The sequence below is a fragment of the Halanaerobium hydrogeniformans genome (genome assembly GCF_000166415.1).
Taxonomy (GTDB): domain Bacteria; phylum Bacillota; class Halanaerobiia; order Halanaerobiales; family Halanaerobiaceae; genus Halanaerobium; species Halanaerobium hydrogeniformans.
Genome location: NC_014654.1, coordinates 1,403,488 through 1,421,070 on the forward strand (window position 1 = coordinate 1,403,488; position 17,583 = coordinate 1,421,070).

Sequence of the window (17,583 nt, forward strand, 5' to 3'; positions counted from 1 at the left end):
TATAAAGCAAAAAGAGGTGTAATAAATGAAAAAAATAGAATTTAATCAGGTTTTAAATAATTATAGAGAAGTTCTGCCCCAGGGAGTATTTTTAACCACTAAAGCAGATGGAGAAGTTAATACAATGACCATGGGCTGGGGCACTGTTGGATATATATGGAATCAAAATATTATAATGGCACCAGTGAGAAAGTCCAGACATACCCATCAATTAATAGAAAACAGTGATTATTTTACAGCTAGTGTACCCTTAAATGGACAGCTAAAAAAAGAACTGCAATTTTGTGGAACTAAGTCGGGTAGAGATTATGATAAAATTGACGAATTAAATTTAGAATTACTTGAAGTAGAAGAATGTGAAGTTCCAGTGATAAAAGGAAATGATCTTCATTTTATTGCCAGGATAAAATATAAACAGGATATGAACATAGATAAACTGGCAAAAGATATAGTTGAAAAAAAATATCCCAAGCAAGATATGCATACATTTTATTATGGAGAGGTAGTTGCAGTATATCAGGAGTAATAAAAACAGAGGCTCTAGAAGCAAAAAGTTTTCGCTTTGATGTGGAATAGGACAGCTTTTCACATTAAAGCGATTTATTTCTTTTTAAATAACTTCGTAAAATAACAATTTTACGAAGTTATACTACAAAAATGCCTAAAAACAGTAAATTTAGCTAAAATTGCTTATATCTCAATCCTTAAGTTCACTTAGGAAATTGGGATTTCAAAAAATTTTAAGCAATTATATTAAGCAATTAAAAAAAGCAGCTCTAAAGCTGCTTAATTTCTTGATCACTTTCTTTTTTATTTTTATATTCCTGATATCTTCTGTGTACAGTAGATTTAGAAACATCATAGCCAAGCCCTTTTAAGGTAGCAGCAATATCTTTAAATGTTAAATCTAAGCTCCTTAATCTTATAATTTCTTTTAAAGGAACTTCTTTGCGATCTCTACCACCCTGATCAATATTTTTTAAATTTGCTGCAGGATTAAAATCGCCAGAGTTTATCTTTTTTTTCATAGCTCTACTGATATTTTTATTCCTTAATTCCTGTTGATAGTTTTCGACTACTGATAAAATTTCTAAAATCATTTTTTCTAAATCATTTAACGCTATCGCTCCTTTATCAGCTAGGGTATGTATTTCTGCCTCCATTTTCGTTATTTGATGGATCAAAGCCATCTTTGCATTACCCCTGCCTAAACGACTGCTATCCTGGATTAAAAGTATTTCAGCTTTATTTCTCTTTATAAGATCTAAAACTTCTAAAATACCAGGTCTGCTTTCATTAAAACCACTTTCTTTTTCTTCTACAATTTTAATAATTTTTAAATCATTTTTTGCTGCATAGCTTAAAAGCTCATCTTTTTGGCGCTTTAAGCTGCTTTTCTGGCTATCTTTTTGAGTACTAACCCTTGTATAAATAACTGCTTTTTTTATTTTGAACACCCTTTCTATAATTTCTTTATTTATTTATAGAAATAGTTATTACTATTTGTTTATTGGAATTATCAATTTTTTACCGGGAGTAATTATTGCAGAATCAATATCATTGGCCTGTTTGATATTATAAATTGCTTTTCTAATATCTATATTATGATCATAATATGAAGCTGCAATTGTCCATAATGTATCACCACTTTTAACCTCATGGACAGGTGCTTCACTATTATCTTCTCCAAAACCAATTAAAGAAAAAGCACTAATAAGTATTAGCGTAATAAATAATATAAGTGAAATTATAAGTAAAAAGTTAAATATAAGTTTCACTCCTTTTTTTTCAGCCTCTTTTTTAAGAAAATCCTTATTATTTATTGAATACCCTTTGCTATAGGTCATAAATAACTCCCCCTCATTAAAAATTCTTATTTTTTACGAACATATATACTAAACTGATGTTCACTATCTATATTATAGCAGTACGTATGTTCATTGTCAAGCATTATTTGAACGATTGTTTGTTTATAAGCAATTTTTATGTTATAATAAAAGAAAATTAGAATGGAGGAATTAAATATGGAAGAACTATCTAAAAGACAGAAAAGTATTTTAAATTTTATTATGGATGAAATTAAAACAAAAGGATATCCCCCTTCTGTTCGTGAAATAGGTAAGGCTGTCGGGCTTAAATCTCCTGCTTCTGTTCACAGTCATCTAAAAACTTTAGAAAAACTTAAATATTTACGCAGAGATCCCTCTAAACCGAGAGCTATTGAGGTTATATATAATAAAAATGATGAAAATAAAAGTAATAAAGAGATGATAGAAATACCTTTGGTAGGTAAAGTAACAGCTGGAGCTCCTATATTGGCAGAAGAAAACATAGAGGACTACTTTCCTCTACCCTTAGGATATATTAAGGTTGGTAATAATGATGTTTTTATGCTGAGAGTTAGCGGAGATAGTATGATAAATGCTGGAATACATGATGGAGATTATGTTATTGCAGAAAAGCAAAGTTATGCAGAAAATGCCCAGATTGTGATTGCATTAATTGAAGATGAAGCAACCGTTAAAAGATTTTATAAAGACAATAATAATATAAGGCTCCAGCCTGAAAATCCGGCTTATGAGCCAATAATATCAAAAGATGTTAAGGTTTTAGGAAAAGTAATAGGTTTATATAGAAGGTTTGATCAATAATTGTTTAATCACAAAAAAATACTTATAAATCTCCGCTGCTGGATAATTCTATAATCCTATCAGCGGCTTTTTTTATTAATTTAAAATCATGCCAGCTATATTTCTTCATATTTTCATTGCGTAATAAATAGGCAGGATGAAAGGTAGCTAAAAAGTATATATCTCCTCTTTTTAACCATTTTCCTCTCATTTTTGTAATTGAATCTTCTGGATTCAAAAGAAAATTCGTTGCTGTACTACCTAGAGTTACAACAACTTTAGGTTCAATTAGCTCTATTTCTGCTTTTAAAATTGCAGAACAGGCTTTAACTTCTTTTTTATAAGGAACTCTATTATCAGGAGGTCTACATTTAACAACATTGGTGATATAAATTTCATCTCTTTTTAAATTAACACTTTGCAGTATTTTATCCATCAGCTTTCCTGCTCTACCTACAAAGGGCCTGGCCATTCTATCTTCGGTTGCACCAGGTCCTTCGCCAATCAGCATGATTTTATTATCTAGATTCCCTTCCCCCATAACAACATTAGAACAGCCTTCTCTAAGCTGACAGCGAGTACATTTTAAAGCTTTTTCTTTTAATTTTTGATAATTATCATTTGGATATGAAAATAGTTGTTGAATTGAAAAATTACCGTTTTGATCAAATAACATAAAGACCTCCTGACAGAAGTAAACTATTAATTCATAAAATCTTGATACTCATCTTCAGCTAATGCCCTAAAAAGAGAGCGCGATCTTGTAGCCTGATATAGTGCCCTCATATAATTTCCACGTTTATAATAAACTACACCTTTAATTAAATGAGAATATTCATTGCTTTCCATACTTAAGGCCTTGTCAGCATAATTAAGTGCTTTATCATACTCTTCAATTTCTATTGCAGCAGCTGCAGCATTATTATAAGCCCAGAGGTTATTTGAATCTAATTTAATAATATACTCAAATAAATCAACAGCATCATGATAATTTCTATTTATAACATTTGCAAATGCAGCGTAATTTAATAATAAGAGGTTATCTCTATTTTTGTAATTCTCTAAATTTTTTAAATGAGGTCCTAGAGCATTATTAAATTCTTCTCGACTTACATTATTTCCAAATACATCAATAATTTCATATGCTTTAACAACTTCACCGGTGTTTGCATAAGCAACTGCAAGAGTATAATTTAAAACAATATCTGAACGATTTAATTCCAATTGACTTTGAGTAGTTTCAATTAATTCCTGCCAATTATAATTAGATTCTGCTTGGATTTCTATACTAAAAATGCTTAAAAATATTATTAACAGAACTAAAAAAACTTTTTTAGACAAATAAATCAACTTCCTTTTTTATGGTTTTCTTTTAAAACTACTCCTTTTCTTGATCAAGGTCAAGGAGACCACTAATCTTTTCTACAGGAGCAATAGTAGAAATGGCATGCTTGTATATCATCTGATCCCTCTGATCACTTCTTAAAATAATTGTAAAATTGTCATAGGCTGAAATCTTACCTTTTAACTGATAACCATTAACAAAATACACAACAACTTCAATTTGATTTTCATAAACATGGTTTAAAATGTGATCCTGATAATTAATTTTGCTATTCATCTTTGCAGCCTCCTTTATATATTTTAAAGCTTTTGACTCTTATATTATAAATTCAATATTATTCTGAAAATTCCTGCAAAGATAAAATTAATTATTTTTAGAAAGTTCTTTAAAATAAGAATCAGAGCTTTTAAAAAATGATTTCAACTGATAGTAAATATCACTGGGTGGTCTGATTCCAAAGGCTGTATAGGCTGCTTTTTGCTTTATAAAAACTTTGGTAACTGGAACCGACTTAATATTATATTCTTCGAATATTTCAGGTGCATCACTTAATTTTAATTTGTAAAGTGTTAGTCCCTGAAAAGAATCTAATATTTTTTTAATATTGTTTTCTGCCATTTGACAGTAACCACAGCTATCATTAGAAAATAAAACTAATAGTTTTTCTTCTTTTTTAAGCAGTTTTTTAAAATCTTTTCCGTTAGAAATTGATTTCACTTCTTTTTTTAAGTTCTCTTTCATAATCTCTTTCTCCTTTAACAATCTCTATAATAGTATTTACTACTGATTCTTTTCTTTCATTATCTAGGTTAAAAACAATCAAATCGTCTTCTTTTCTTAACCATGTTAGCTGTCTTTTGGCAAAATTACGGCTTCTTTTTTTTATTTCATCTACTGCTTTATCTAAAGTAATTTCTTGATTTAAATAAGCAATCAGTTCTTTATAGCCAAGTGCCTGTTTGGCTGTTTCACTTAAATCATAGTTAGAAATTAATTTTTCTACTTCTTTTAACAGACCTTCTTCCATCATAATGTCTACTCGCTTATTTATTCTTTGATATAAGTTTTCACGGTTTCTTATTAGAGCAAATTTATAAACACTATAACGAGGTGGTCTTAATTTTTGTTCCTTTTTATAAACACTTTTTTTCTTGCCTGTTTGATTAAATATCTCTATAGCTCTAATAACTCTTCTGAGATCATTAGGATGAAGTTTTTGGGCAGTTTTAGGATCCTTTTCAGCCAGAATTTGATGTACTTTTTTGTTGCCTTCTTTTTCTGCCAACTCTTCCAGTCGATTTCTCAAATCTTGATCAGCTTCAATTTTAGGCAGCATAAAACCTTCCAGTACTGCTTTAATATAAAGATGTGTGCCCCCAACTAAGATCGGGATTTTCCCTCTGGATTTAATATTCTTGATAGCCTGATCGGCATCTTTTTGAAACTCTGAGACTGAATAATCCTGATCAGGTTCGATAAAATCGAGCAAATGATGTTTTATTTTTTCCTGTACTTTTTGAGCTGCTTTAGCAGTACCAATATCCATTTCTTTATAAATCTGCATTGAGTCAGTAGATATTATTTCCGCTTCAAGTCTGTCTGCAACTTCAAGTGATAATTCAGTTTTACCAACTGCAGTAGCTCCAGTTAAAACAATTAAATCTCTCATTATCTACCAATTCCTTTTTCAATTTCTTCTCGACTTATATTGATCATTACTGGCCTACTATGAGGACAGCGATAGGGATTTTCAGATTCAAATAATTCTTTAATTATTCTTAAGCTTTCTTGATTATTTAGAGGTTGACCTGCTTTAACAGCAGTTCTACAGGCTAAATATTCTATCATAGTTTTTTGCATTTCAGCAGCAGACTTAGTTTTGCCTTCTTCAGCCAGTTCTGCAATTAACTCTTCTATGATATTTCTTGTTGATTTGTTTTTCAGTAAAACAGGAACTTCCTGAATTAAAATAGTATTTTTACCAAATTCACTGAAATCTATACCTAATTCTTGAAATGATTGCTTGTATTCATCTACAAGCTGTTTTTCTTCTGCGGTAAGTTCAATTTTTACCGGTATTAATAAAGATTGGGTTGCTGTATTTTTTTCATCATATTCTTTATAAAGCTTCTCATACAAGATTCTCTCATGAGCATTATGCTGGTCAATAATTTTTAAACCCTCAGGGGTTTCTATTAATAGATAGCTGTTAAAAATTTGGGCTAAAAACTTAAATTTGTCTTCTTTAGCAGATTTATTATTAATCAAATATTCTCTGTTAACATCTTCTGCAAATTGTTCTTTAAGCCCTTCTTTTTTTTCTGAGTAATTAATATTTTTCTGGAGTTCTTCGGCACTATGTTTTCTTGATTTATTAAATGGCATATTCTTTTTTTGATCAGAAATATTTTTTAGTCTTCCCTGTTCTTTAAATACCTGTTTTTCATAGACAGGTGCAGTGTTAACTTCATTATCTTTACTGTCATTAGATGAATTCAACTTAATCCTGGTGGTAGGATCAGCGGCTTTTAAAGTTTTACGAACCCCTTTTGAAATCACATCATAAATTATTTGACTACGACTAAATTTAACCTCTTTTTTGGTAGGGTGTACATTTACATCAACTAAAATAGGATTTATTTTTATAAACAAAAACACAATAGGTTTTCTGCCGGGATCGATCAATTTACTGTACGCATTTTCTACTGCTTTAGCAGCAAGATTATTGTGTATAGGTCGACCATTTGCAAAAAACAATTCATGACTTCTACCGGCTCTTGTTTTCTCAGGTCTAGCAATATACCCACTTAATTTAATATAGCGGTCTTCAATATCTATTGCTAATAAATTATCTGCTATTTCTTCTCCATAAAGGGCATAAATACAGTCCTTCAACTTACCATTACCGGGGGTTGAAAGTAGCTGTTTATTGTTATGATATAATTTAAAACTAATTTCATTATTCGCAACCGCCTCAGCATTAACAATTCGAATGATATGAGAAAATTCAGTTGAAGTTGTTTTTAAATACTTATATCTAGCAGGAGTATTATAAAATAAATCTCTTACCTTTACTTCAGTTCCGATAGTTGAAGCAGCAGGCTTATTTTCAATAACTTCTCCACCTTTGAGTCTAATTTTAACTCCATTTTCTTTACTTTTATGACGACTGAGCATTTCAACCTCTGCAACAGAAGCAATACTGGCAAGAGCTTCACCTCTAAAACCCAGACTGTATAAAGAATAAAGATCATCAATATCTTTAATTTTACTAGTGGCATAACGATTAAAAGCTGCTTTAATATCTTCAGGCAAAATACCATGTCCATCATCTTTTACTTTTATAAATTTTTTGCCACCTTCTTTTACTCTAACCTCAATATTTTTAGCTCCAGCATCGATAGAATTTTCAATCAGTTCTTTAACTATAGAAGCAGGTCTTTCGACAACCTCTCCTGCAGAAATTTGATTGGCAACATTTTGCGGCAGCTGTTTAATTTCACCCATACTAATTCTCCTCTTTTTTTAAGTCCTGTTTGAGTTTATATAAAAAGTTCATAGCATCCAGAGGGGTCATATCCATAATATCTTTTTCGTCTAATTTCTTTAAAATAGGATTTTCTTTATCTTCAAATAAGGGTAACTGCTGATGTTTGCTGTCCTGAAGAGATTTTTCTCTCTTTCTCAGTGGCATTTTATTATTCTCTTCTAGTCTACTAAGTATTTTTTGGGCACTAATGATTATTTCCTCTGGAAGCCCTGCCAGACGGGCAACTTCAATCCCATAACTATCATCAGCTCTCCCTTCACCAATACGGTGTAAAAAGTGTACCCCATCACTATCTTCTTTGACCAATACATTATAATTCTTGATTCCATCATACTCATCTTCAAGTCTTGTCAGTTCATGATAGTGAGTTGCAAAAAGTGTCCTTGCTCCAATCCTTTCAGGGTTATTTAAATACTCACTGACAGCCCAGGCAATACTAACTCCATCATAAGTGCTGGTTCCTCTACCAACCTCATCTAAAATAATCAAACTTCTGTCTGTACTGTTATTAACAATATTTGCAACTTCATTCATCTCAACCATAAATGTACTCTGACCAGTTGTAAGATCATCACTTGCTCCCACCCTGGTAAATATTCGATCAGTTAAACCAATTGTTGCTTCATCAGCAGGAACAAATGAACCTACCTGGGCAAGTAATACTATTAAAGCTATCTGCCTCATATAAGTAGATTTACCGGACATATTAGGACCTGTAATAATAATAAAGCGCTGCTTAGTCTGATCTAGATAACAATCATTGGCAACAAACTGTTCACTAAACATCTTTTCTACAACAGGATGGCGCCCATTTTTAATAATTATCTCTTCGCCAGAATTAATTTCAGGTCTATTATAATTATTTTCTATTGCTAAAAAGGCAAATGACATCAATACATCTATCTCTGCAATTAAAGAAGCGGTTTTATTAATTCTGTCTACCTCCTGAGCAATTTCATCTCTTATTTCAACAAAAAGCTTATATTCTAAATCATTTATTTTTTCTTCCGCTCCTAGAACTTCTGCTTCTTTTTCTTTCAATTTTGGAATTATATATCTTTCACTATTACTTAAAGTTTGTTTGCGTTCATAGCGCTCCGGTACTTTATCTAAATGTGAGTTTGTTACTTCTAAATAATAACCAAAAACCTTATTAAAACCTACTTTTAAGGTGTTGATTCCTGTTTTTTCTCTTTCTTCTTTTTGTAAAGCACTAATCCAATCTTTGCCTTGATTAGCCAGGCTGCGAAGTTCATCAAGTTTTTTATTATAATTATCTTTAATAATTCCACCTTCAGTAATTGTAGTTGGTGGTTCATCAATTATAGAATCATCTATTAACTTAAAAATATCTTCTAGAGAATCAAAACCATCCTGTATCTCAGAAAATAGCTCTGTTTTAAAGTCAGCAATAAGTTTTTCTAAACCGGGTAGTTTAGCCAGTGAATTTCTTAAGGCGATTAAATCACGTCCGTTGGCTGATTGATAAGTTATTTTACTCATTATCCTCTCTAAATCATAGATATCTGCCATTAAATCTCTGCATTTATTTAAAATTCTAAAGTTATCCAGCAATTCTTCAATTGAATCATGTCTTTTTACTATTTCTTTTTGATTTATTAAAGGCTGATTTATCCATTTTTTAATGGTCCTACCTCCCATAGAGGTAATAGTCTGATCTACTATAGAAAGCAGTGAACCAGAAGTTTTATTATCTCGAATTGTTTTAGTTAATTCTAAATTACGTCTGGTGGCTGCATCTAAAACCATATAATCCTCTAAATAATAGGGATGTAAGGTGGTTATTTGTTTAACAGTTCTTTTCTGGGTCTGTTTTAAGTATGCTAAAATCTGACCTGCTGCATAAACAGCTGTTTCCATATCTTCACAGCCAAAACCTTCTAAGGAATTAATGTTAAAATGGCTTAGCATTTCCTCTTTTAAATAATTGAAATCTTTTTTTTCAGTTTCATTGATAGTGAAACCATATTGTGCCTGAAGTTGATTTATTTTATCCATTTTGGCAGTGTTCTCATCAGTTAAAAGCTCCTGAGGTGCAATTCTATTTATTTCATCAGAAAGCTTATCAGCAGCTTCTGCAGAAAATTCAGTTAAATAAAATTCTCCGGTTGAAATATCAGTATAGGCAAAACCATAATTACTTTGATATTTAAAAGCTGCAGCAAGGTAGTTGTTTTCATTATCAGCAAGAATTTCATTTTCAATTACAGTACCAGGGGTTATCACTCTAATAACATCTCTTTCTACAATACCGCTTGCTTCAGAAGGATCTTCAAGCTGTTCACATATAGCAACTTTAATCCCTTTTTTTATCAGCTTTTCGATATAGGATGCTGCAGAATGGGCTGGAACACCTGCCATATCTATTTTTTCGCCCCCACCCTTGTTCCTTGAAGTAAGCGCAATATCTAATAACCTGGCAGCTTTTTTGGCATCTTCACCGAACATTTCATAAAAATCACCCAGTCTAAAAAACAATATTGCATCCTGATGTTTTCTTTTTAAATTATAATATTGCTGCATCATTGGTGTTAATTCTGCCAAACTAATCCCTCCAAAAATATATAATATTCAAAAACCTGAAAGATAAAAATAGTAATCTCTCAGGTTAAAAGTCTGCTAATATTTATTCAACTACAGTACCCTGTAGAGTCCAGCTTTTTGCTGAATCTATTTTTACCTTTACAATTTTACCGATCAAATCAGGCCTTTTGTTTATAAAACAAATTTTATTTGTTCCAGTTCGACCTTCATAAACATTCTCATCTCTATTGCTGGGTCCTGTGACCAGTATTTTTTGAATTTTACCGATTAATTTTTGATTTTTTTGATAGCTAATCCTATTTTGAATGTCCATTAATTTATTTAGACGTTCTTTTTTAACTTCTTCTGCGATTTGATCTTCTCTTTTAGCAGCTGGAGTTCCACTGCGAGGAGAATAGATAAAAGTATAGGCCATATCAAATCTTAGTTCTTTAACAAGTTTTAATGTCTGCTCAAAGTCTTCATCACTTTCTCCAGGGAAACCAACAATAAAATCTGTTGAAATAGCCGCTTCCGGCATCTTATTTTGAATTTCTTTTACGGTATCAATATAATATTCTCTGCTATAACCTCTATTCATCTCTTTTAAGATCTTATTGCTTCCAGATTGAATAGGAAGATGAATGTGTTTAGCTACTTTTTCTAAATTTTTAATTGCCAAAAGTAATTTTTCAGAAAAATCTCTGGGATGAGAGGTCATAAACCTAATTCTTGCTAAAGAATCGACTTTGTTTAGTTCTTCTAAAAGTAAAGGGAAATCTATTTCTTCTGCCAGATCATTACCATATGAATTTACATTTTGACCTAAAAGAGTAACTTCTTTAACTCCCTCGGCAGCTAATTTTTCTGCTTCCTTTATTATAGCTTCCAGTGGTCGACTGCGCTCTCTACCTCTAACATAAGGCACAATACAATAGGTGCAGAAATTATCACAGCCCTGAATAATAGATATCCAGGCAGAATGTTCAGACTCTCTCTGAGAAGGTAGGTCAGGAATTAAACCTTCCTCCTGATCCCAAACTTCAACAACCCTTTCTCTATTTTTTTCTATTTTCTTTATTAATTCAGGTACCTGGTGAATGTTATGGGTTCCGAATATTAGATCTACATGACGGTATTTTTTATAAATTTCTTCTACCGGTTCTTCTAACTGCATCATACAGCCACCAATACCTATTATTAAATCTGGATTTTTCCTTTTATATTCTTTAAGCTGACCCAATTTACCAAAGACTTTAAGTTCAGCATTTTCTCTAATTGTACATGTGTTAAGCAATACAATATCAGCATTTTCTAATTTATTTGTATTATTATAACCTATATTTTCTAACATACCTGCCAGTTTTTCTGAATCATGTTCATTCATCTGGCAGCCATATGTTATAATATGATAATATTTATTTTTAGTCATTTTTTCACTCCTGCTGTATTACAACTATTTAACTGCCATAATTTTTAATCTGATCAAGACTTTCGTTTTTACCCATAACAACAAGTCTATCTCCTTCAAGAACCTTATCATCAGCTCCTGGAGAAATATGTAAGTCTTCTCCTCTTTTTATGGCCATAACATTTACATTAAATTTAGATCTTAACTCTAATTCTTTTAAGGTTTTACCGATCATTTTATCTGCTGCTATTATTTCGATAACTCCATAATCAGGAGCAAATTCAATATAATCTAACACATTAGAAGAAATAAGGTTATGAGCAATTCTAGCTCCCATATCTCTTTCTGGATAAACAACCCTGTCTGCCCCTATTTTTGTTAAAACTTTGCCGTGTAACCTATCAGGTGCCTTAACAATTACATAAGGAACCTCTAATTCTTTTAAAATTAAGGTACATAAAATATTAGCTGAAACATCATCACCTATACTCACCACAGCTACATCAAAATTTCTAGCTCCCAGAGTTTTTAATGCATCTTCATCAGTTGCATCTGCTTCTACTGAATGAGTTACCTGATTTGCCAGAGCCTGAACTCTTTCTGCATCTTTATCTATTGCCAGGACATCATAACCGTTTTCAGAAAGTGTTGTTGCCACACTTGAGCCAAAACGTCCTAAGCCAATTACTACAAACTGTTTCATTGCCTAAACCTCCTGTAAAAGTTAACCAACCATAACTTTTTCTGTTGGATAATGATAAATTCCTTTTCTAACTTTATCTCCAAATGCTACTGCCAGAGTTAAGGGTCCAACCCTACCAGCAAACATGGTAATGGTAATTAAAACTCGGCTTATATTTGACAGGCTACCTGTTATACCCGTAGAAAGGCCTACAGTACCAAAAGCAGATACAGTTTCAAATAAAACATCTATAAATTGAAAATCTTCAATTATTAATATTAAAGTTGTCATTAATATAACTAGAGCAGCTGCCAGCATTGTGATAGTAAAGGCCTTATAAATTATCTGAGTTTCAAACCTTCTATTATATACTTCCATATCACTTTTGCCAGAAACCATATTTTTTAAAGTCACTAACATTACACCAAAAGTGGTAGTTTTTATCCCCCCACCTGTTGAACCAGGTGAAGCTCCAATGAACATTAGAACAATAATTAAAAACAAAGAAGATTGTCGTAAAGCTCCTGTTGGCAGGGTGTTAAATCCAGCAGTTCTAGGTGTAACAGATAAAAACATTGCCGAAAGAACTTTATCTAAAAATGGTAAACCTTCCATAGTATTATTGTATTCTAAAGCAAAGAAAACTACAAAGCCAAAAATAAGTAAAGCTGCAGTCACAACTAGAACAATTTTAGTCTGCAAAGTTGCTTTTTTAAATTTAACCCTATTATAAACTTCTAACATTACTCCAAAACCTATTCCACCTAGGATAATTAATGCCATTATTACAAAGTTAATAGTGATATCTCCGGTAAAACTTTCTAAACTATTCCCAAATAAATCAAAACCGGCATTATTAAAGGCAGAAACAGCATGAAATATTGATAAATAAACAGCTCTCAAAAAGTCATGATCCTGGCTTAAACGAAGAAATAAGATAGATGCTCCAATACCTTCGATTGCAAAAGTAAAACCTAATAAATATTGTACCAATCGGACCATTCCTGAAATCTTATACTGGTTAAGGTCTTCCTGAATAATTAGCCTTTCTTTCAAACTGATCTTTTTGCCGATTATAAAGGCAAACAAGGTGGACATTGACATAATTCCAAGACCACCAATTTGAATCATCATCATTATTACAGTTGAGCCAAATAAAGTAAAAGTTTCTTTAGTATTAACTACAATTAAACCTGTAACACAGGTTGCAGAGGTAGCAGTAAAAACTGCATCAATAATATTTAAACCCTGGCCATCAATTGTAGCAATAGGTAACATCAGCATTATTGATCCCAGTAAAATTACAACAAAATAGCCGATAACTAAATATTGAGCTGGACTAAACTTTTTCTTAGTTAATTTCATTGCTTCCTCTCCCATGTTATTATCGAAGTTATTATACTATATATATTAATAAAAGTAAAATAAAAACTGGGGATAACACCCCAGCTTAAAAGAGATTATTCTAATATAATTACTTTAGCCATCATATGGTTCAAACATATCTTTTCCTACACCACATTCAGGACAAACCCAATCATCAGGTAAATCTTCAAAAGAGGTTCCTGCTTCAATTCCTCCTACAGGATCTCCTTCTTCAGGATCATAGATATACATACATACTGTACATTGATATTTCTGCATGATTTACATTCTCCTTTCTCCTTTTATGAGATTATTTCTTTAATTATAAAACAGAAATACTAAACATGTCAAGTACACCAATATAAAAGTGATGAACATATTTTTTAAAAGCAAAGATTATTCATCTTCATCAAAGTAAGCATCTAAACTTAAAATGAAAGTCGTACCGCTTTGACTACTTTCTTCGACCCATAAATCTCCATTGTGAGCAGAAATAATTTCTTTACTGCTTGATAAAGGTAAATCATCACCATTAATATTGTCTTTTGTTATCATCGAAGAGTATTTATTAAAAACCTCTAGTTGTATATGTTCTGGAATTCCTCCACCTTGATCTTTAATACTAATAAGAACTTTTTCACCTTCGTTATAGGCATGAATTTTTATAACTCCACCATTTACAGTATATTGAATAGAGTTACTGAGCAGAGAATTTAAAACCCAGAGAATTTTATTGCTATTAACTATTATTTCAGGAAGATTATCATCAAGTTTTTTCTCAATAATGATATTTTTATCTTCAGCTGTTTTTGAAACGCTATCAACAGCGAAATTAATTAAATTCTTAACCTCTAAAGTTTCTTTATCAGAAAGAGTAAATAAATTCTCTTTATCACCTCTGGTAATTTTTTTGTGATAGGCATCCAAGATATCACTTCTGCTAACAACTCCAACTAATTTTTCATCATCATTTGAAAAGACCGGGAGGGTTTTACTCTTTGTATTACTTATAATTTCTAATGCTTTAATTATACTATCTTCTGTATGAATTTTGTTTGAAGTAGGAAAAACAAGATTCTCAATTTTTTTACTACCTAGGTCATCAATATTTTCATTTTTTTCAATAAAATTCATTAAATTACGATAACTCATCATACCGATGTAATCACCTGATTTTTGTTTTAAAACAGGCACATATGATACAAAAGCACCTTTGAATAACTTTTTAGCATCTGCAACTGTATTAGTATCATAAAGGGTTAAAGGATTAGAGCTCATTATTTCTTTTACTTTAATATTCTTAATTAAATTAGCTTGATCAATTACACTTAAATCTATTCCTCTATTTAAAAGTTTTGTTGTATAAATATTTTTCTTTTGTACTTTTCCAGTTGCAACAGAGCTTACTATGCAGGCTAACATCATCGGTAAAAAGATTTTAAAATCTCTTGTCATTTCAAAAAGAATTACAATCGAAGTTAAAGGGGCATGGGCTGCACCAGCAAATACTGCACCCATTCCAATAATTGCATAAGAACCAGGTCCACCAGTTATATTTGGGAAAAAGGTATTAATAATTCCACCATATGAACTTCCTGCCATGGCTCCTATAAAAAGAGAAGGAGCAAAAATACCACCAGATGCTCCACTACCAAGAGTAAAATCTGTTGCTAATATTTTAGCTATCATAAATATTAGGGTCAAATAAAGAGGTAAAGTGCCATTTAATGCCTGCTCCATAATTGGATAACCTGTAGAATGAATTTCAGGAATTCTAAGAGCCAACAAAGCAATTAATAAACCACCAAGAGCTGGTTTTAAGTAGGGCGGAAATTTAATTCCTTCAAATAAATGTTCCATTCCATAAAGAGAATTTTGATATATTAATGCAACTACAGCTGCAAAAAGGCCTAAACCAATGTAAAAAAAGAATTCCCAATTGCTGACAAAATTGTGGGTAGGTATGTTGAAAATAGCCTGTCTTGGACCGAAAAAGAGGTTAGCAACCGCATTACCGGTCAGAGAAGCTATAACAACTGGTGAAAAGTTTTTTAATTTTATATTTTTCATTATTACTTCTAAACTAAAAATTACTCCTGCTAATGGAGCATTAAATGTTCCGGAAATACCTGCTGCTGCCCCAGATGCAAGTAGTATTTCAATACTATCACCGTCCAGTTTAAAAAACTGTCCTAAAGCTGAACCAAAACCAGCGCCAATTTGGACAATCGGTCCTTCACGACCAGCGGAACCTCCTGACCCTATGGTAATCGCTGAAATTAATGCCTTAAAAGGAGCAACTCTAGCTCTAATTTTACCAGAGTTTAATGCTGCTGCTTCCATAACTTCTGGTACACCATGTCCTTTAGCCTCAGGTACAAAGAAATAAATTAATGGTCCAACTATTAAACCACCAATCACTGGAGATAATATTCGATGATACCATGGTAAGCTTCTTATTACAGGAACAAAATTGATTCCAGCATCTACCCCAAAAAATATATTTTTAATTATAGAAATCAAATGATGAAAAACAGCTGCTGCCACTCCACCTACAATTCCTACAAGTAATGCTAAAATAATTAAAGATGATACATCTGAATCTTGAATATATTTACAGATTCTTAGATGAATATTATTATATATGTTTTTAAATCTACTGGAGAAATTATTTGCAGACATATAATTATACTCCTTTCAGCTGGAAAATAGAATTTTAATAATACAGTTAAATAATAAATAAATTTAGCAGAAATATTTTCTTGACTTCAAGATTAACTGCTAGATTATTTTTAATTGATAGATTTTTAAATTATAATTAAATTCTAAAGCAGATATTAGTATATATTATAAATATAAATAATGCAATAAATATCTGATTATTTCACAAAAATTTTAAATTTGTTTCATTGTAAAATTAAATGCAACAGACAAAAAAATTAGAACCATAGCTAAAAACCTAGTATGATATAAGTGACCAAACAAAATCATATGGAGGTTTAAGCTATGGCTCATACTAAAGATAATACCACAACTCAAAGAACTTTTAAACATCTTTCTTCTTATGAAAGAGGTAAAATTGCTGCTCTTCTGCAAGAAGGATACTCTCAAAGAAAGATTGCTGAAAAGCTAGGCAGAAATCACAGCACTATTAATCGTGAAATTAAAAGAGGTACTACAACTCAACTTAACTATGATCTGTCTACTTATGAACAGTATTTCCCTGAAACTGGTCAAGCTGTCTTTGAGAAAAATCGTTCTCACTGCGGTAATAAATCTAAATTGCTTAAAGTGGAATCTTTTCTACAACATGCTGAAAAAATGATCTTGAAAAATGATTGGTCTCCAGATGTTGTTGTTGGACACGCTCTAAAAAATAATGAATTTACTAAAGATGAAATGGTATCCACTAAAACTCTCTATAATTATATAGATCAAAATTTATTAGATGTTAAAAATATTGATCTTCAACTTAAAGTTCGCAGAAAACAAAGAGATCCTAATAAAAGAAAGCATAAAAGACTTCAGGGTAAAAGTATTGAAGAAAGACCAGAAACAGTTGATGATCGAAAAGAATTCGGCCACTGGGAAATTGATACCGTCAGAGGTACTAGAACTAAAGATAATGTCCTTTTAACTATTACTGAAAGATCCACTCGTCAGCATTTAATTAGACTCTTAGAAGATAAGAGCTCTGCTGCTGTAGATCAAGCAATTAAGAAACTTAAAGTTCAATTTTCTAATGTTTTTAAAAAGGTATTTAAAACCATTACAGCTGATAATGGAACTGAATTTGCTAATTTATATAATCATGATGTTGATGTTTACTATGCTCATCCTTATTCAGCCTGGGAAAGAGGCACTAATGAAAGACATAATGGTCTCATTAGAAGATTCATTCCTAAAGGAGAACAAATAAGCAACTATACAGAAAAACAGATTCGGAGAATACAAAATTGGTGTAATAATTATCCAAGAAAATTATTGGATTATTCTACTCCAAATGAATTATTCCAAAAAGAACTTCAAGCTATTATTAACCCTGTTTAAACAATT

The 17,583-nt window shown here is 31.3% G+C and carries 17 protein-coding genes; 3 read left to right on the plus strand and 14 right to left on the minus strand.

From position 1 onward, the window contains the following. Positions 1–25 precede the first annotated feature (25 nt). On the plus strand, positions 26–526 hold the full coding sequence (locus tag HALSA_RS06260) for a flavin reductase (protein ID WP_013405754.1): 501 nt from the start codon (positions 26–28) through the stop codon (positions 524–526). Between the two features lie 250 nt (positions 527–776). Here the strand turns inward: HALSA_RS06260 and HALSA_RS06265 are convergent, their stop codons facing one another. Then, positions 777–1,448, minus strand: a complete 672-nt coding sequence (locus HALSA_RS06265) for a YneB family resolvase-like protein (protein ID WP_041595994.1) — start codon at positions 1,446–1,448, stop codon at positions 777–779. 51 nt (positions 1,449–1,499) lie between these two features. Continuing rightward, positions 1,500–1,847 carry a cell division suppressor protein YneA gene (gene yneA, locus HALSA_RS06270; protein WP_013405756.1) on the minus strand — a complete coding sequence of 116 codons (348 nt, stop codon included), beginning with the start codon at positions 1,845–1,847 and terminating at the stop codon, positions 1,500–1,502. Between the two features lie 177 nt (positions 1,848–2,024). On the opposite strand from yneA, the gene lexA reads away from it, so the two are divergent. After that, the gene (lexA, locus tag HALSA_RS06275) at positions 2,025–2,651 is read left to right on the plus strand and encodes a transcriptional repressor LexA (protein WP_013405757.1); all 627 of its coding nucleotides are present in this window, start codon (positions 2,025–2,027) and stop codon (positions 2,649–2,651) included. Positions 2,652–2,673: 22 nt separating this feature from the next. Here lexA and HALSA_RS06280 read toward each other — a convergent pair whose 3' ends face one another. The 12 genes from HALSA_RS06280 to HALSA_RS06335 form a co-directional block, all read right to left on the minus strand. Then, positions 2,674–3,306, minus strand: a complete 633-nt coding sequence (locus HALSA_RS06280) for a uracil-DNA glycosylase (RefSeq protein ID WP_013405758.1) — start codon at positions 3,304–3,306, stop codon at positions 2,674–2,676. A 26-nt stretch (positions 3,307–3,332) separates the two neighbouring features. Further along, positions 3,333–3,971 (minus strand): hypothetical protein, encoded by a 639-nt coding sequence (locus tag HALSA_RS06285; RefSeq protein ID WP_013405759.1) that lies wholly within the window; start codon positions 3,969–3,971, stop codon positions 3,333–3,335. Between the two features lie 37 nt (positions 3,972–4,008). After that, the gene (gene hfq / locus HALSA_RS06290; protein WP_013405760.1) at positions 4,009–4,251 is read right to left on the minus strand and encodes an RNA chaperone Hfq; all 243 of its coding nucleotides are present in this window, start codon (positions 4,249–4,251) and stop codon (positions 4,009–4,011) included. Between the two features lie 87 nt (positions 4,252–4,338). Then, on the minus strand, positions 4,339–4,716 hold the full coding sequence (locus tag HALSA_RS06295) for a thioredoxin family protein (protein ID WP_013405761.1): 378 nt from the start codon (positions 4,714–4,716) through the stop codon (positions 4,339–4,341). Continuing rightward, entirely contained in the window at positions 4,676–5,644 is a 969-nt protein-coding gene (gene miaA, locus HALSA_RS06300) for a tRNA (adenosine(37)-N6)-dimethylallyltransferase MiaA (protein ID WP_013405762.1), read from the minus strand. Before miaA ends, HALSA_RS06295 begins: the two co-directional genes overlap by 41 nt. Next, complete coding sequence (gene mutL / locus HALSA_RS06305) at positions 5,644–7,482, minus strand: DNA mismatch repair endonuclease MutL (RefSeq protein WP_013405763.1); 1,839 nt, start codon at positions 7,480–7,482, stop codon at positions 5,644–5,646. The genes miaA and mutL overlap by 1 nt, the downstream gene beginning before the upstream one ends. Position 7,483: 1 nt before the next feature. Next, on the minus strand, positions 7,484–10,090 hold the full coding sequence (gene mutS, locus HALSA_RS06310) for a DNA mismatch repair protein MutS (RefSeq protein WP_013405764.1): 2,607 nt from the start codon (positions 10,088–10,090) through the stop codon (positions 7,484–7,486). Positions 10,091–10,172: 82 nt separating this feature from the next. Continuing rightward, complete coding sequence (gene miaB, locus HALSA_RS06315) at positions 10,173–11,501, minus strand: tRNA (N6-isopentenyl adenosine(37)-C2)-methylthiotransferase MiaB (RefSeq protein WP_013405765.1); 1,329 nt, start codon at positions 11,499–11,501, stop codon at positions 10,173–10,175. Positions 11,502–11,529: 28 nt separating this feature from the next. Further along, positions 11,530–12,183, minus strand: coding sequence for a potassium channel family protein (locus HALSA_RS06320; protein ID WP_013405766.1), 654 nt, complete (start codon positions 12,181–12,183; stop codon positions 11,530–11,532). Positions 12,184–12,204: 21 nt separating this feature from the next. Then, positions 12,205–13,527: a TrkH family potassium uptake protein gene (locus tag HALSA_RS06325; RefSeq protein ID WP_013405767.1), complete on the minus strand. Its 1,323-nt coding sequence runs from the start codon at positions 13,525–13,527 to the stop codon at positions 12,205–12,207. A 114-nt stretch (positions 13,528–13,641) separates the two neighbouring features. Then, positions 13,642–13,806, minus strand: coding sequence for a rubredoxin (gene rd, locus HALSA_RS06330; protein WP_013405768.1), 165 nt, complete (start codon positions 13,804–13,806; stop codon positions 13,642–13,644). A 117-nt stretch (positions 13,807–13,923) separates the two neighbouring features. After that, positions 13,924–16,209 (minus strand): chloride channel protein, encoded by a 2,286-nt coding sequence (locus HALSA_RS06335; RefSeq protein WP_013405769.1) that lies wholly within the window; start codon positions 16,207–16,209, stop codon positions 13,924–13,926. Between the two features lie 324 nt (positions 16,210–16,533). Between HALSA_RS06335 and HALSA_RS06340 the strand changes: the two genes are divergently transcribed. Further along, positions 16,534–17,577 (plus strand): IS30-like element ISHahy10 family transposase, encoded by a 1,044-nt coding sequence (locus HALSA_RS06340; protein ID WP_013405770.1) that lies wholly within the window; start codon positions 16,534–16,536, stop codon positions 17,575–17,577. The last annotated feature ends 6 nt before the right edge of the window (positions 17,578–17,583 follow it).

Coding starts and splice junctions, on each gene's coding strand:
- mutL (WP_013405763.1), bottom strand. CDS start 7,482: ATGGGTGAAATTAAACAGCTGCCGCAAAATGTTGCCAATCAAATTTCT.
- HALSA_RS06320 (WP_013405766.1), bottom strand. CDS start 12,183: ATGAAACAGTTTGTAGTAATTGGCTTAGGACGTTTTGGCTCAAGTGTG.
- miaB (WP_013405765.1), bottom strand. CDS start 11,501: ATGACTAAAAATAAATATTATCATATTATAACATATGGCTGCCAGATG.
- HALSA_RS06260 (WP_013405754.1), top strand. CDS start 26: ATGAAAAAAATAGAATTTAATCAGGTTTTAAATAATTATAGAGAAGTT.
- hfq (WP_013405760.1), bottom strand. CDS start 4,251: ATGAATAGCAAAATTAATTATCAGGATCACATTTTAAACCATGTTTAT.
- lexA (WP_013405757.1), top strand. CDS start 2,025: ATGGAAGAACTATCTAAAAGACAGAAAAGTATTTTAAATTTTATTATG.
- rd (WP_013405768.1), bottom strand. CDS start 13,806: ATGCAGAAATATCAATGTACAGTATGTATGTATATCTATGATCCTGAA.
- HALSA_RS06325 (WP_013405767.1), bottom strand. CDS start 13,527: ATGAAATTAACTAAGAAAAAGTTTAGTCCAGCTCAATATTTAGTTATC.
- HALSA_RS06280 (WP_013405758.1), bottom strand. CDS start 3,306: ATGTTATTTGATCAAAACGGTAATTTTTCAATTCAACAACTATTTTCA.
- yneA (WP_013405756.1), bottom strand. CDS start 1,847: ATGACCTATAGCAAAGGGTATTCAATAAATAATAAGGATTTTCTTAAA.
- HALSA_RS06335 (WP_013405769.1), bottom strand. CDS start 16,209: ATGTCTGCAAATAATTTCTCCAGTAGATTTAAAAACATATATAATAAT.
- HALSA_RS06340 (WP_013405770.1), top strand. CDS start 16,534: ATGGCTCATACTAAAGATAATACCACAACTCAAAGAACTTTTAAACAT.
- HALSA_RS06295 (WP_013405761.1), bottom strand. CDS start 4,716: ATGAAAGAGAACTTAAAAAAAGAAGTGAAATCAATTTCTAACGGAAAA.
- miaA (WP_013405762.1), bottom strand. CDS start 5,644: ATGAGAGATTTAATTGTTTTAACTGGAGCTACTGCAGTTGGTAAAACT.